The 14,113-nt window shown below is 70.1% G+C and carries 17 protein-coding genes; 9 read left to right on the top strand and 8 right to left on the bottom strand.

Annotated elements, in window-relative coordinates:
* Positions 1 to 2: 2 nt before the first annotated feature.
* Positions 3 to 917 (bottom strand): phosphodiester glycosidase family protein, encoded by a 915-nt coding sequence (locus ABC304_RS16340; protein ID WP_412932372.1) that lies wholly within the window; start codon positions 915 to 917, stop codon positions 3 to 5.
* 265 nt (positions 918 to 1,182) lie between these two features.
* Here ABC304_RS16340 and ABC304_RS16335 point away from each other — a divergent pair, with 265 nt between their 5' ends.
* From ABC304_RS16335 to ABC304_RS16320, 4 genes are all read left to right on the top strand, one after another.
* A complete protein-coding gene (locus tag ABC304_RS16335; RefSeq protein ID WP_412932371.1) occupies positions 1,183 to 1,587 on the top strand; it encodes a VOC family protein in 405 nt (134 codons plus the stop codon).
* Positions 1,584 to 1,865 carry a winged helix-turn-helix transcriptional regulator gene (locus ABC304_RS16330; protein WP_412932369.1) on the top strand — a complete coding sequence of 94 codons (282 nt, stop codon included), beginning with the start codon at positions 1,584 to 1,586 and terminating at the stop codon, positions 1,863 to 1,865. Before ABC304_RS16335 ends, ABC304_RS16330 begins: the two co-directional genes overlap by 4 nt.
* Positions 1,866 to 2,048: 183 nt before the next feature.
* Positions 2,049 to 3,182, top strand: a complete 1,134-nt coding sequence (locus tag ABC304_RS16325) for an NAD(P)/FAD-dependent oxidoreductase (RefSeq protein ID WP_412932367.1) — start codon at positions 2,049 to 2,051, stop codon at positions 3,180 to 3,182.
* Between the two features lie 112 nt (positions 3,183 to 3,294).
* Positions 3,295 to 4,599, top strand: coding sequence for an MFS transporter (locus ABC304_RS16320; RefSeq protein WP_412932366.1), 1,305 nt, complete (start codon positions 3,295 to 3,297; stop codon positions 4,597 to 4,599).
* Positions 4,600 to 4,647: 48 nt separating this feature from the next.
* Here the strand turns inward: ABC304_RS16320 and ABC304_RS16315 are convergent, their stop codons facing one another.
* Positions 4,648 to 5,112 (bottom strand): GNAT family N-acetyltransferase, encoded by a 465-nt coding sequence (locus ABC304_RS16315; protein WP_412932365.1) that lies wholly within the window; start codon positions 5,110 to 5,112, stop codon positions 4,648 to 4,650.
* Between the two features lie 15 nt (positions 5,113 to 5,127).
* On the bottom strand, positions 5,128 to 5,295 hold the full coding sequence (locus ABC304_RS16310) for a hypothetical protein (protein WP_412932363.1): 168 nt from the start codon (positions 5,293 to 5,295) through the stop codon (positions 5,128 to 5,130).
* 210 nt (positions 5,296 to 5,505) lie between these two features.
* Here ABC304_RS16310 and ABC304_RS16305 point away from each other — a divergent pair, with 210 nt between their 5' ends.
* The gene (locus tag ABC304_RS16305; protein WP_412932361.1) at positions 5,506 to 5,850 is read left to right on the top strand and encodes a DUF4190 domain-containing protein; all 345 of its coding nucleotides are present in this window, start codon (positions 5,506 to 5,508) and stop codon (positions 5,848 to 5,850) included.
* 44 nt (positions 5,851 to 5,894) lie between these two features.
* On the opposite strand, the gene ABC304_RS16300 is transcribed toward ABC304_RS16305, so the two are convergent.
* The 3 genes from ABC304_RS16300 to ABC304_RS16290 form a co-directional block, all read right to left on the bottom strand.
* Positions 5,895 to 6,677, bottom strand: a complete 783-nt coding sequence (locus ABC304_RS16300; RefSeq protein WP_412932359.1) for an alpha/beta fold hydrolase — start codon at positions 6,675 to 6,677, stop codon at positions 5,895 to 5,897.
* Between the two features lie 74 nt (positions 6,678 to 6,751).
* Positions 6,752 to 7,276 (bottom strand): DUF1990 domain-containing protein, encoded by a 525-nt coding sequence (locus tag ABC304_RS16295; RefSeq protein ID WP_412932357.1) that lies wholly within the window; start codon positions 7,274 to 7,276, stop codon positions 6,752 to 6,754.
* Positions 7,277 to 7,349: 73 nt separating this feature from the next.
* On the bottom strand, positions 7,350 to 8,285 hold the full coding sequence (locus ABC304_RS16290) for an SDR family oxidoreductase (protein ID WP_412932355.1): 936 nt from the start codon (positions 8,283 to 8,285) through the stop codon (positions 7,350 to 7,352).
* 160 nt (positions 8,286 to 8,445) lie between these two features.
* Between ABC304_RS16290 and ABC304_RS16285 the strand changes: the two genes are divergently transcribed.
* From ABC304_RS16285 to ABC304_RS16275, 3 genes are all read left to right on the top strand, one after another.
* On the top strand, positions 8,446 to 9,294 hold the full coding sequence (locus ABC304_RS16285; RefSeq protein WP_412932352.1) for a helix-turn-helix transcriptional regulator: 849 nt from the start codon (positions 8,446 to 8,448) through the stop codon (positions 9,292 to 9,294).
* 145 nt (positions 9,295 to 9,439) lie between these two features.
* Positions 9,440 to 10,222 (top strand): class I SAM-dependent methyltransferase, encoded by a 783-nt coding sequence (locus tag ABC304_RS16280; RefSeq protein ID WP_412932349.1) that lies wholly within the window; start codon positions 9,440 to 9,442, stop codon positions 10,220 to 10,222.
* Positions 10,223 to 10,440: 218 nt separating this feature from the next.
* Positions 10,441 to 11,286 carry a hypothetical protein gene (locus ABC304_RS16275; protein ID WP_412932346.1) on the top strand — a complete coding sequence of 282 codons (846 nt, stop codon included), beginning with the start codon at positions 10,441 to 10,443 and terminating at the stop codon, positions 11,284 to 11,286.
* Positions 11,287 to 11,358: 72 nt separating this feature from the next.
* Here ABC304_RS16275 and ABC304_RS16270 read toward each other — a convergent pair whose 3' ends face one another.
* Together ABC304_RS16270 and ABC304_RS16265 are read right to left on the bottom strand one after the other, a co-directional pair.
* The gene (locus ABC304_RS16270) at positions 11,359 to 12,150 is read right to left on the bottom strand and encodes an aspartyl protease family protein (protein WP_412932343.1); all 792 of its coding nucleotides are present in this window, start codon (positions 12,148 to 12,150) and stop codon (positions 11,359 to 11,361) included.
* A 9-nt stretch (positions 12,151 to 12,159) separates the two neighbouring features.
* The gene (locus ABC304_RS16265) at positions 12,160 to 13,338 is read right to left on the bottom strand and encodes an MFS transporter (RefSeq protein WP_412932340.1); all 1,179 of its coding nucleotides are present in this window, start codon (positions 13,336 to 13,338) and stop codon (positions 12,160 to 12,162) included.
* Between the two features lie 91 nt (positions 13,339 to 13,429).
* Between ABC304_RS16265 and ABC304_RS16260 the strand changes: the two genes are divergently transcribed.
* Complete coding sequence (locus ABC304_RS16260) at positions 13,430 to 14,011, top strand: dienelactone hydrolase family protein (protein WP_412932337.1); 582 nt, start codon at positions 13,430 to 13,432, stop codon at positions 14,009 to 14,011.
* The last annotated feature ends 102 nt before the right edge of the window (positions 14,012 to 14,113 follow it).

The raw sequence follows: 14,113 nt of genomic DNA, 5'->3' as shown, positions 1-14,113 counted from the left end.
TGTCAGCCGGCCACGTAGAGGATGTCACTCGTACCGCGCTCGCCGCCGTTGGACGGCTGGTTCACCACGACCCCGTTGAGGTACATGGTGGACGAGCCGCCGCCGTCGAGGTTGTACGCGGTGGTCGCACCGAGCCCGGTCATGATCTCGGCGAGACCCGTCAGGGTGACGCCCTTGCTGTACCCCTCGGAGCGTCCGTCGACGACGACGAACACGTAGTGATTCTCGCCGATGACGCCCACAGCCGTCCGCGGCTGCTGGCCCTGGATGGAGTGGTTGCCGACGTTGGTGTCGACCTCGACATCCTCGATGCCGTCGACGACCGCGCCGTCCTCGACGATGGCCGGGCCGAAGGAGATGGTGTTCCAGACGCCTGCGGCGACGAGCTCGTCCGCGGTGGTCGCGGTCTCGTCGTAGACCTCGACGTGCCCGTCGGTGTAGAACGCGAGCCCCTCCCGGACGCCTTCGTCGCGGTAGACGACGCCGTTGCGGATTTCGATGCCCGTCGTGCGGAAGCCGTAGTAGTCGCCGTTGACGGCGAAGACCGCGTCGTTCTGCGCCGCGATGGTGCTCGTGGTCTCGGTGATGTTCTCGCCGAACTGGTCCTTCGCGAATGCGGACCGCAGCTGGGTGGCTTCGGAGACCACGACGTCGGCGACGTAATACGTCACGGTGTCGTCGCCCGACCCCGCGGTGACCTGCGTCACGGTGATCGTGGTGTCGCCGTCGGAGTACGAGGAGTCGGTGACGACAGCCGCGACCGCGTCGGCTGACGCGGACGCCGTGGCGGTGGTGCCCGCGTCCGTCGCGGTGGGGGAGTGCTCCGCCTCGTAGGCCGAGACGTCGGAGATCTCCACGTGCTCGATGAGGAAGCGGTCCGCGGCCCAGGCGGCCGTTCCCCCCGCGGCCAGGAGCACGGCGAGCCCTCCGGCGATTGTGGCGTTCCGAATGCGCCGTCGTCTCGTGCGCCGCACGCCGGTCGTTCGGATCGGTGCGGCAGGCGTTTCGTCGTCATTCTGAGATGCGCGATGCGGGGGAGGCGGGGTGTCCATGCCTCCAGGGATACGGACGCGCCCTTCACCGGACGTTGACCGTCCCTGTGGTTTTCGGAAGAGCCGCACTCATCGCATGCGCTCTCCCTGCCCTCTTGACGCGGCACTTCTATTTTGCAAGTGTCTGCACATGAGCCTTTTCATCACCTGTCCGGTCGCAGACGTCGAACGCGCCACCGCCTTCTACACCGCCCTCGGGTGGACGCTGAACACCGAGATGTCCGACCACAACGTGTCGTGCTTCGCGATCGCACCCGAGCAGTACGTCATGCTCGGCAGCCGGGAGATGTACGCAAGCGTCGGCGGCACGGAGGATCTCATCGGCGGACCGGAGACGCCGTCCAAGGTCACGGTCTCGTTCGACCTCAGCAGCAGGGAAGCGGTCGATGCTCTGGTCGAACGGGCTGCCGCGGCGGGTGGGCGCGTGGGCGGCACGGACGACTACCCGTTCATGTATCAGCGCCAGTTCGACGATCTCGACGGCTACCACTACTCGCCGTTCTGGATGAAGCCGGACTCCGACGCCGTCACGTGAGCGACCTCTCCGCGGCACTCGCCGTCGTCGGGCCTCGATGGGCGCTCCTCATCATCGATCGGCTGATGGAGGGGGCGCAGCGTTACGGTGACCTCCAGCGCGACCTCGGGGTGCCGACCAACATGCTCGCCACCCGTCTGCGGGAACTGGAAGCGGCGGGCGTCCTGACGAGACTTCCGCTGCGGCACAACACCCGCGCTTACGCGCTGACCGACCGGGGGCGGGAGCTGCACGCGGCCATCGACGCACTCGCCCGCTGGGGAGCCGCGATCGGATGACGAGGCGCCGCGATAGCGCGCGAGCGGCCGTCGAGTGCCGCATGGTTGTCTTCGTCATCCCGCGTTCTCACGGCATGATGAGAGATTCATGAGCACGACGACCCACACCTCCGCACACCGAGGCCACACCAAGACTGCCGCGACCCGCGAGGGGCAGACCAGGCGCGGTGGTGTCCGCCTCCGATGAAGGTCATCGTCATCGGGGCGGGCGCATGGGGACTTCCTGCCGCACTTCACCTCTCCATCCGCGGACACGACGTGACGCTGATCGACCGCGACGTGCCCGGTGGGCCGACGTCATCCTCGCGAGGCGCCAGCCGTCTGTGGCGGCTGGCGGATCCCTCGCCGCGACGCATGCCCGTGATGCGTGCTGCCGTCGAGGCGATGGACCGGCTCGGCGAGCTGGTGGGGGCCGCCCTCTACACCCGCAACACGTTGATGTGGCGCGACGGAGGCTCGCTGGATGCGACGGCGGCCGTGATGCGCGACCTGCGTGTCCCCTTCCACCGCATCGCTGCGCGTCACGTGGCGCAGTCGTTCCCGCACCTGGCGCCCGACACGCGTGACGCCCTCCTCGTCGGAGACGCCGGCGTCGTGCTGGCCGGAGTGCTCCTGCAGCGGACAGTGGCAGCCCTCGAGCAGCGGGGCGTGAAGCTGAAGATGCGGACGACGCTGCTCGGCGTGTCCACAGAGGGTGGCCGCGCAAGCGTGCAGACCGACAAGGGCACCCTGGTCGCCGATCACGTCGTGATCGCCGCCGGGCCGGGCTCGCGCGCGATCCTCGCCGGCCTGGGCGTCGACCTGCCACTCCGGACCTACCTCGAGCAGACGGTGCGTTTCGACCACGGCGGCGCGTTGGATGCCGCTCCGTGCCTCTTCGACGGCCCGATCGGCGATCGCGCCGGCCTCTACGCGATGCCGGACCCGGCCGGCGGCTACAAGCTGGGGTGGGATGCGCCGCTGCGCGAAACGGACGGCGACGACCCGGACCGGTCCGTCGATCCCTCCCGGACCGCACACATCGAGCGTGCAGCCGCAGCTCTCTTCCCCGAAGTCGAGTTGCGCACACTCGATGCTGCGGTGTGCTGCTGGACGGACTCGCCGGACGGAGAATTCGTGATCGACCGAGTCGACGATCGCGTCACAGTCGCCTGCGGCGACTCGGGGGAGGGCTTCAAGTACGCCGCGCTCATCGGAGAGCATCTCGCGGACCTGGTGGAGGAACGGGAGCGCCCCGAGCGCAGCCGCTTGTGGGGCATGGAGCGTTTCTCAGGAATCGGCTTCGCCGAGCGCCATCCCACCGCCATGGGGCGGTGAAAGGACATCGTTCGAGAAGAGGGGTCGTCCCGGCAGGACGCGGCCGTGTCATCCGCGGCAGCAGGCGAGCGACAGCCGCAGCAGCCACACCGCGCCGCTGAGGCTGGCGAAGGTGAGTGAGGGGGCGGGAGGAGCCTCCGGCGCCAGTCGGCCGGGAGAGGTGCTCCGCGTTCCCGCCTTCGCGCTCTTCTGGAGTGCGACGACGATGCGCGCCTTCGGCAGCGCCGTCGGGGGCGTGGCATTCCAGGTGCTGATCGTCACCGTCATCGATGCGACGCCCGTGCAGATCAGCATCCTCAGCGCCCTGGGCGTCGTGCCCTACCTCTTCCTCGGACTCATCATCGGCGCCCTGATGGACCGGTGGCGACGCCAGCCCACCCTCGTCATCACGAGCATCGGTCGCGCCCTCGCGCTCGCCTCCATCCCCGTGCTCCTCCTCACGAACGCGCTGAACTTCTGGTCCCTCGCAGCCGTCGTCCTAACCCTCGGCGTCCTCACCCTCTTCGCCGACTCGGCCGCTCAGCCGTTCCTGCCCCACCTCGTTCCACGGCAGTCGCTCGTCGCGGCGAACGCACGTCTCGGTCAGAGCGCGACGGTAGCGGGCACCGTCGGACCCGCAGTCGGCGGCGCGCTGGTCAACCTCGTCGGCGCGCCGCTGCTCTTCGTCTTCGAGGCGGTGATCCTCACGGGGGCGGCTCTTCTCCAGTCCCGCATCCGGGTGCGTGAAGTGCGGGCGGATGCGCGCGCGCCCGGACGTCACATCGGCCACGAGATCGCTGACGGGATGCGGTACACCTACCGGCATCGGATGCTGCGTCCTCTGGCCCTCTCGGTCCACCTCTGGTTCCTCGCGAACAGCATCGTGGCGACGTTGTTCGGCGTCTTCGTCCTACGGGAGCTGGATGTCCCGGAGTGGGCCTTCGGCCTCATCCTCGCTGTCGGCGGCATCGGCGGTTTCTTAGGTGCCCTCCTCGCGACCCGCGTCGGCTCACGGATCGGAGCAGGGCGAGCGATCCTCCTCGGGCGGGTCGTCACCGTCGCGCCCTGGCTGGCGCTCGCCCTGCTCCCTCTCACCGCCGCCACCTCACTGGCGCTCCTCGTGCCCGTCCTCGCTGCCGCGCAGTTCCTCTACGCGATGTCGCAGGGGATCGAGGATGCCAACGAGATGGGATACCGCCAGGCCGTGGCACCCGACGCCATGCAGGGCCGAATGAATGCGACCATCCGCACCGCCAACCGGGTCGTCTTCTTCTTCGGAGCCCTGCTGGCCGGCCTGCTCGCGACCCTCCTGGGCTACCGGGTCACCATCGGCATCGCGGCGGCGGTCTTCGCCATCGCAGCTCTCGTCATCGCCCTCTCGCCGCTCCGCGGCGCGCGACATGGCGACTTTCACACTGTCGATAACACCCCCAGTTGAAATGCTCCGCCCGTGGAGCGCTGGGTGACGGGTGACCGTGCCGGGCGATCAGCCGGACGATCGGGCGAGAGGTCGTGACCACGCGACCTCCCGATCCAGCTGGCCGGTCTCCTGGAAGAGTCGCACCTGGTGAGCATCCGCGAGCACCCTCACGAGGTCACCGCGATCCGCCGGCGAGAAGCCGAGGCTCTGCCAGAACGGCCCGGAACGACGCGAGAACAGCCAGGCGTGATGGGCGCCGTCGGCCGCTGCCCGGGCCAGTGCGTGTGTCGCCAGTCGCGTGCCGGCACCGCCGTGGCGTCGACCGGGGCTCACGGCGACCGACCGGATGAGGGCGTGCCGGCCGTCGTGGCTCAGCTCGTAGCCCGTGCTGCCGGTGATGGTTCCGTCGGCGTCGCGCTCGACCCAGAGACGGACGTTCGGGGCGTCGAGTCCGGCGAGCGTCAGATCCGCTTCGGCGAGGAAGTCGCGGAGCGATCCGACTTCGGCGGGCGTGAGCAGGGTGAGGGGCACGCGATCGATTCTCGTTCAGTCCTCATCCGACGACGTGGCGGTGTCGAGTCTCGCGAGGCGGAGGGTGGACGCCCGCGATTCTCCAGTGACCATGGATGCTGCGCCGACACCGTACTTCGATCGGTATGCCGTGTCGATCGATGCGGCGGGGCCGGGCGCCGACGGCTTCTCGGCTGACGTCATGGGGTCATTCTTCCGCCCACTGTCCCGATCACCTCTCGCGGTCTCGACGCGGCTTCGGTCGTGGCGACGGGACGTGTGCGGCATCCGATGAATCCGGGGGCTGTCCCCTCCTCGCAGGCGACCCAGGCCCAGTGCCTGCGCTCCTCGGTCTTCGTACGCTCGGAGCAGCCGGCGAGACATACCGGAAGGAATGGAGCTCCGATGACAGGCATGACCCCTCCCATGAGCGAGGCCGCGTCACCTCCGACGGCGGCTCCACGTCCGGGCAGGACGCTGGGCATCGTCGCTTTCGTCCTGTCATTCTTCGTCCAACCGATCGCGCTGGTCCTCGGCATCGTCGCTCTCGTGCAGAGTCGCAGAGCAGGTGAGAAGAACGGCTTCGCCGTCGCGGCCATCATCGTCTCCGTCGTGCTGATGATCGTCGCGGTCGTCGTGATCGTCGCGCTGACCACCCTGGCCGCACAGAGCGTGCTGCAGGCCTGTTCAGACAACGGCTTCACCGGCACAGTGACGGTCTGGGGTCAGGACGTCACCTGCAGGGATTCGATGCGCTGAAAAGGCGATCGACCGGTTTCGCCGGTCGTCGTCGTGCGTTGATCTCAGTCGGTGTTCTCGAGGATGAGTCGGATCACCTCCTGCGGCGCGTCCCACTGCGGGAAGTGACCGCAGCGCTCGAACCAGTGCAGTTCGGCATCGGGGAACAGCTCGGAGGCGCGCGCGGCCTGTCTGGGCACGGTGACCAGGTCCCGCCGCCCCCACCCGATCGTGACCCGACCGGGCACGGAGCCGGCGAGAGCGCCCTGCTGCGCCGGGCCCTTCGTGAGGGCGTCCATGGCTGCGCCCGTCGCCGGGGAATCGGCCAGTCCGCGCACGTCCGGCAGGACGATCTCGCGAGACAGCGCCCAGGGCCGTGCCGACAGCTGAGCCAGCAGCAGAGTCCTGCCGACCGGATTGCCGAGCAGGGCCGGCAGCGCGCCTCGCAGCGCCCGGACCAGAACGATCGACGGCCGCAGCGTGGCCGCGAAGACGGCGAGTTCGCGGCGGCTCCAGAACCCGCCCGGGTCCAGGGCAACCGCGTCTCCGCCGATGCCCCGTCGCGCGAGCTCCAGCACGATCCGCCCGCCCATCGACTGACCGGCGGTCGAGATCCCGTCCAGCCCCTGCTCGCGGATGAAGTCCGCGACCGCGTCGGTCAGGGTGGCGATCGAGACCTCGCCAGTGAGGGGCGGTGTCTCCGCGAACCCCGGCAGGTCGACCGCGATGACCTCACGGTGCTCGGCCAATCGATCCAGGATCGGCGTCCAGGATCGCCAGCCTGCGCCCAGGCCATGGACCAGCAGCAGCGGGCTGCCACTCCCGCGTCGGATATGGTTCAGCGTCATCCGGCAACGCTAGGTCAGTCGATCCCGGGCACCCCGGAGGATTGACAACGCGGCGACCTCGGGTGATGGGCGGATCAGCGCTCGTCGCGCGAGCGCTCCTCGGGCGAGTGCTCGACGAGCGCGTCGAGGTATCGGCGGATCATCCTGGTCTGCACCACTCGGACCAGGGGAGCGCCGAGCCGCGTGAACCACCGTCCGGGGGCGGAGAAGGCCGTGATGGAGAAGCAGACGTCGCCGGTGGGCAGAAGGCGCAGCTCGAACCTCTCCTCACCGCGCAGAGGATGACGCGGGAGGGTGCCGTACGCGAAACCCGCGCGCTCCGCCGTGCGCTCAGCCCAGACCACGCGGCACGGCGCGGAGAAGGCGAGGAATCCGAGAGGGAGCCGCATCCTCACGGTCGTGCCGACGCGCAGCGGGACCTGCGAGAGCGAGATGTCGACTCCGGCCCGCTTCTGCGCTTCACCGCGCAAAAGGTCGTCGCCCGCCCGCTCGAAGGCGTCCCGGCCGCGGCCGATGGTCCGACGGATGCGCACATGCCGGTAACCATCGGGCAGGGCGCCGGCCGTGGCGCCCACCTCCGGGTACGTGAGCTCCGGCATCCGTCCACCGTACGCCTGACGCCCGCGTGCCCGGCGGAGGCGCCGGGAGACGCGGACATGGGGCGCCGGGTCGTCATGCGGGGAAGCGGACCCCCGTCAGGTCCTCAGAGACCGCCCACATCCGCGCGGCGTCCTCGGGGTCGCTGATCCTCGCGTTCGGCTGCTGCACGGCGGGCGGGCCGCCGAGACGGCCGGGTCCGCTCGGTCCGTAGAGCCGTCCGCCGGGAGCGTCGGAGGTCGCGGCGAGAAGCGCCGGAAGGGAGGCGGTCTCGATCGTTCCGACGAGGATGCCGAGCCGGGAGAGGAGCCGGATCAGCCGCACGTCGAAGCCGTCGCGTGACCGACCGGTCGCCGTGCGCGCGGCGAGGAGGCTGGTCGGAGCGACACCGGGGTGCGCGAGGTCGCTCGCGATGCCCCAGCCGCCCGCGATGCTTCGCCGGTCGAGCTCGAGTCCGAAGAGGCCGAGCGCGATCTTCGACGAGCTGTACGCGCGCATCGCGTTGTAGCGGCGCTCCCACTTGAGGTCGTCCCAGTTGACGGCACCCTGATCCGCCGCGATGCTCACCTGCGAGACGACGCGCGCGGATCCTGCTCGCAGCAACGGCAGGAGGCGGCCGATCAGCGCGAAGTGACCGAGGTGGTTGGTGCCGAACTGCAGCTCGAAGCCGTCGGCGGTGACGCGCCGGGCGGGAGGCGTCATCACTCCGGCATTCGCGACGAGCATGTGCAGGGGAGCGCCGTCGGCGGTCAGCTGAGCCGCGAGCGCCGCCACGGACGACAGGTCCGCGAGGTCGAGGTCGTGAAGGATCACCCGGGCGGCGGGGTGTCGCTCGCGGATGCGCGCGACGGCCGCCTCACCCTTCGCGCGGTCGCGCACCGGCAGGAGGACCTCGGCGCCGGCGCCGGCCAGCCGGGTGGCGAGCACCAGGCCGATGCCGTCGCTGCCGCCGGTGATGAGGGCGCGGCGGCCGGAGAGGTCGGGAACGGGGATGTCGATGCGGCGGGGCATGGGTGCCTCCTGACGGTCGGGGATGCGGACGGTCCGTCCCCGTGCACACAGCCTCCGGCACGCGCCCGTGCGCATCCACGGCGCGTGGAGCCGTGGATCGGCGGGTCCTGGCTGCGTTCGCAGTCGACCGGGAGAATGGGTCACGACACCAGGAGGACGAATGCGTCAGATGGATGCCGCGGGTCTCGCCGAGTTCCTCCGGGGCCGCCGTGAGGCGCTCCAGCCCGAGGACGTCGGCCTTCCGCGCACGGCGCGCCGTCGTACGACCGGACTCCGCCGCGAGGAGGTGGCGGCGCTGTCGAGCATGTCGACGGACTACTACGCGCGGATCGAGCGCGGGAACAGCCCGCAGCCGTCGGAGCAGATGCTGGCCGCCATCGCGCAGGGCCTGCACCTCAGCCTCGACGAGCGCGACCACCTCCTCCTCCTCGCCGGACATCAGCCGCCGGCGCGCGGAGGCTTGAGCGACCATGTCTCGCCGGGCCTGCGGCGCATACTGGACCGGCTCGAGGACACTCCCGCGGAGGTCGTCACCGAGCTCGGCGAGACGCTCGTGCAGACGCCGCTCGGCGTCGCGCTCACGGGCGACACGGCGCACCTCTCCGGTCCCGAGCGCAGCATCGGCTACCGCTGGTTCACGGTCCCTGCCAGCCGGAGTCTCTATGCGCCGGAGGATCACGCCTTCCTCGGTCGGCTGTGGGTCTCGGGCCTCCGCGAGATCGCGGCCCGACGCGGACCGGGATCCCGCGCCGCCCACTACGTCGAGCTCCTCACATCCAGCAGCGCAGAGTTCCGCGATCTGTGGTCCGCGCACGAGGTGGGGCTCCGTCCTGCCGCATACAAGAGGTTCCAGCATCCGGAACTCGGAAGACTCGAGCTCTCCTGCCAGACCCTCGTCGACCCCGACCAGTCGCACCATCTGCTCGTCTACACGGCCACGCCGGGCTCGGAGAGCCATGAGAAGCTGCGGCTGCTCGGGGTGATCGGGAGCCAGCACTTGAGCGAATAGCGTCGAGGCGGTCGGTTCCACGGCACGTGCACCCGACCTCCTGCTGCCTCTGGAGCGCGGTCATCTCTGCGGGAGCACGGCATCGGCGGTCCTTCGGGCGACGGAACCTCTTCCACTGGGCGCAGCGCGGTCATACCGTGTCCGCATGGGCTTCGACGGTGCCGCGGTCGACTACGACCGCTTCATGGGGCGCTATTCGACGGGATTGAGTGCGCCTTTCGCGGACTTCGCCGGTGTGCGGGAGGGGCAACGGGTTCTCGACGTGGGCTGCGGTCCCGGGGCACTGACCGCCGAGCTGATCGCCCGCGTCGGCGCACAGTCCGTCGCGGGAGTCGACCCATCGGAGTCCTACGCGGCCTCCGCGCGGGAGCGCTTCCCGGCGACGCGCATCGAGGTGGCGTCGGCGGGCGCCCTCCCGTTCGCGGACGACGAGTTCGATGCGACGCTCGCTCAGCTCGTCGTCCACTTCATGACCGACCCCGTGCGAGATCTCCGCGAGATGGCTCGGGTCACGCGACCGGGTGGCGTGGTCGCCGCATGTGTCTGGGACCACGCGGGAGGCATGAGCCCGCTGAGCCGGTTCTGGGATGTGCTGAGCCGTCTCGATCCGTCCGCGCCCAGGGAGGCCGCGCTTCCCGGAACGAGCGAAGGCCAGCTGAGCGGGTTCCTCGTCGCTGCGGGTCTCGACGACGTCGTCGAGACCGTGCTCACCGTGCGGGTGGTGCATCCGACGTTCGAGGACTGGTGGACGCCGTACCTCCGCGGGGCCGGACCGGTGGGCTCATACATCGACGCGCTCGACGACGACGGTCGTGCTGAGCTGGAGTCGGCGGTGCGCGCCGCGATGCCGGCGGCGCCGTTCGAGGTGACCGGTTCGGCGTGGGCCGCGCGGGGACGTCGTTCGCTCACCCGAGCCGTAGGCGCGTGATCTTCCCCGCTCTGGCGTCCGGACGGTCAGCGGGTTGACCATTGACTTCGGCCGTGACCTCGTTTCCGGGCCCCGCCGACGCGCCTGAGTCCGATGTTTCTTCTACGGGGAATCCGGGGCCTCTCGTTACTGACGCGCCGTCACCACCGGACGACACCGCTCCGCCCGTACCGAACCGCGATCGTCGGCGCGGTCTGCTCATCGTCCTGGCCGTCCTGGTGGTCCTCCTCCTCGGTGCGACCGCCGCCGGGACCTGGCTCTTCCTGCAGCTGACCGAGGCGCGCCAGCAGATCGACGACCGGAACGACCGGATCGACGAGCAGGACGATCAGATCGAAGAGCAGCAGGAGCAGCTCGACAAGAAGGAGGAGTTCGGCGCCGCCATGGCCGGGCTCCAGAGCACGATCGCGCCGCTTGCCGGCCTCCCGTTCGCGCAGCTCGTTCCCTGGTCGGACTACGATCTGCTCGCCGCGCGCGCGTGGTCTCAGCGTCGGGACATAGCGGCGATGGACCGGATCATCTCGGACGTCGAAGGCGCGACGGCGGAGCTCGCGGACATGCAGGAGGCGGCTCGCGCGCAGGCAGCGGATAACGCGAGCGGATCGGCGTGGGAGGCGACGCTGGATCAGCTCGGCGGTGGCTGGGTGGCGACATCCATCGACGACGTCTCCGTGTCGTGCGAGGGCGACGTCCTCGCGTGCGTGAACGGGTCCGACCCCTATGTCGTCCATATCGATGCGGCCAGCGCGTCCGACGAGGCGATGACCGATTGGATCCGCACGGGCGTGGCGTACCACGAGTTCGCGCACGTGCTGCAGTTCCTCAATCCCGACGCGACGGCCGCGGCAGAGGTCGCCTTCGGGGGCGACTGGGAGACCATGGCCGACTGCTACGCGCTCACCGTGCTCCCCGGCTGGTCGCTCGACCACAACGTGCCGATCAACGAGTACGAGTACTGGGAGATCAGCGTCGGCTACGGCTACACCTGCGATGAGAGCCAGCGGCAGACGATCAGGGACTGGACCGCCCAGCTCGGTTTCGAGCAGCACACCATCGCCGGCTGACGCGGGGTGTCGCTGCTGGCCGCGCGGTGATCGACGACCGGGCCTGATCCGTCCGGGGTCGCAGAAGGCGACTCACCGGTAGCCCCACCAGCCTTCGGCGATGTGCAGCGCCCAGTCGGCCTGCCGGAGCACCGGCATGCCGAGGATCAGATCGAACGGCGGGTCGCCGGGCCGTTCGATCCCGGCGATGTCGGCGACCCCGGCGATCGTCGGGCTGAACGTCCTCCCGCCGATCGTCACGGCGTCCATCCGCACCATGTCCACCGCCGACTCGGACCCGCCGGCGTCGATTCCGTGCGAGGAGCCCTCCGTGCGGAACAGTCCGCGGTGGCGGCGGACGAAACCGCGGTCGATGATGCTGATGCTCGCGCCGGAGTCCCAGATCGCGTCGGCCACCACGCCACCCCAGTGGACCTGCACGTACGGATGCCGCCGCGACGACCGGACCAGCTTTCTCCGCTCGTCCACGCGGCCCTCCCCGCCGAACTCGAGGATCGACTCGGAGAACAGGAAGTCGAGGCGGTGAGAGCCGAGCACGTCGAGGCCGAGCAGCGACGGCGCCGCGGGAAGACGTTCGACATCGAACTGCGGCCGGGCGACCCGCACGCCGCCGATCATCATCTCGACCGCTTCCACTCGGTCGCCGCGATCACCCCGTCCGAAGACCCCGCGACCGGGATCGGAGCCGGATGCCGCGGGCACCAGCATCCGGCTCAGATCTCCCTCGGCGAGGGCGCTGTGCGCTCCGCCCGTGTCGACGATGAGTCGTTGCCGAACACCGTCGATCTCCGCGACGAGCGAGACGACGAGCGCCTCGGGAACGTCCGGGTCCGGGTCGAGGTCGAGATCCACGGCGATGGTCACGTGGTCACCCTAGGCCGGTGGGCGTGCGTGTTCCGCGGTCGTGGACATCATCCCCGCGCCCGATGCCGCCGTCACGGCGACGACGATCGCGGACGCCGCGAGCGCAACCGGCAGCGTGGCGGCGGCGGCGACGAGGCCGACGAGGATCGGTCCTCCGGCGTCACCGACTTCTCGGCCGAGCTCGGCGCTGCCCATCGTGCGTCCCATGCGCTCCGCCGGTGTCGTCGATGCGAGGCGCGCGAAGCCGAGCGGTGTGATCGCACCGACACCGAGGCCGATGGCGACGGCCGCGATGACGATCGTCGGCGTCGCGGGGAGGAACGCGACGAGTGCCAGCGCGGCGACGAGGAGAGCAGCGGCGACGAGCATGACGGGCACGACACGCGTGGGGGCGTCGTCGTGGACGCGCCCGAAACGGGGCTGCACCAGCGCCGAGACGATCGCGAGCGCGCTGACGACTCCCATCGCGATGATCGGATCGAGACCCAGCCGCGTGGCGATCAGCGGCAGGAACCCCACGGCGATGCCGAGCGTCGCGGTGGCGACGGCGAGGAGGAGGACGGGGCCGAGGAACACGGGAGCCGTCGATTGACGGACGAGCTCGATCAGAGTGACCCGCTGCTTCGGCAGCACCGGCATGGCGGGCATGGCGACCTGCACCCAGATGGCCGCGCCGACGGCCAGCACGGCGAGCGCGAGGAAGAGCGCGGGAAGGCCGGCCCACATGATCAGGACGGCGCCGATGAGGGGACCACCGCCGTACCCGAGGCTCTTCCACGACCCGTATCTGCCGAAGTAGCGTCCGGCGAGCGAGGGTCCGACCATGCGGGCGACCGCCGACGAGGAGGCCGGCGAGAAAGCGGCGGCGGCCGCCCCCTGGCCCAGGCGCGCGATGGCGAGCAGCACGAACGAGCTCGCGAACACCCCCAGCAGCGAAGCGACGGCGAAGGCGAGAAGACCCCCGACGATGACCGGCTTGACGCCGATGCGGTCGCTCAGCGCCCCGAAGAGGGGTTTGAGCACCACTTCGGCGATGTCGTAGACGGCGAGGATCAGGCCCAGCGCCGCGAACGAAAGGCCGAGGTCGTCGGTTTCGGTGCCGACGGCTGCGGCCACCCCGTGGGCGCCGAAGGCTGTCGTGAACCCCGCGAGGTAGAGGGGGCTCAGGCCGCGGAGCCGAGTCGTCACAGAACCCAGCGTACGGCTGCCTCGTCGACGCCCCGTGTCGGTGGCGCGTCCTAGATTGATGGATCATCCGTCGTCCGTCGAAGGGAACGCCATGACCACCGTCCTGCTCTTCCATCACGTGCTCGGGCTGACCCCCGGCATCCATGCCTTCGCCGACCGCCTGCGTGCGACGGGCCACGAGGTGATCACCCCCGATCTGTTCGACGGGCGCACCTTCGCGACGATCGACGAGGGTTTCGCGTACCGCCGCGAGAGCGGCATCGACACCGACGAGCGAGCGGATGCTGCGGCCGCCGCTCTCCCGTCCGACATCGTCTACGGCGGCTTCTCCCTCGGCGCGATGCCCGCGCAGCGCCTCGCTCAGACGCGCGCCGGCGCTCGCGGAGTGGTGCTGCTGGAGGGATGCGCGCCGGTCGGCGACGACGGGTTCGGGCCGTGGCCGTCGAGCGTTCCCGCGCAGATCCACGGGATGGACGCCGACGAGTTCTTCATCGGCGACGGCGACGTCGATTCGGCGCGCGAGATCGTCGCGACCGTGCCCGGGTCCGAGCTCTACCTCTACCCGGGCGACGGACACCTCTTCTCCGACAGCTCGCTGCCCGGCTACGACGCCGAGGCGACCGAGACGGTGATCGCGCGGGTGACGGCCTTCCTCGAGCGGGTGGGAGCCTGATCCAGCACTGCCGGCGGCTGGAGGCTGGGCAGGCACCGGAGAGTGAACGTCAACAGTCGGGTGCCTGTCCGTCGCACGCAGGTTGCTGACACGGCGGAGCCG

The sequence above is a fragment of the Microbacterium jepli genome (assembly GCF_047237905.1).
Lineage (GTDB): Bacteria > Actinomycetota > Actinomycetes > Actinomycetales > Microbacteriaceae > Microbacterium.
Note: the sequence above shows the minus strand (reverse complement) of the source record. Positions and strands in the feature narration are given on the sequence as shown.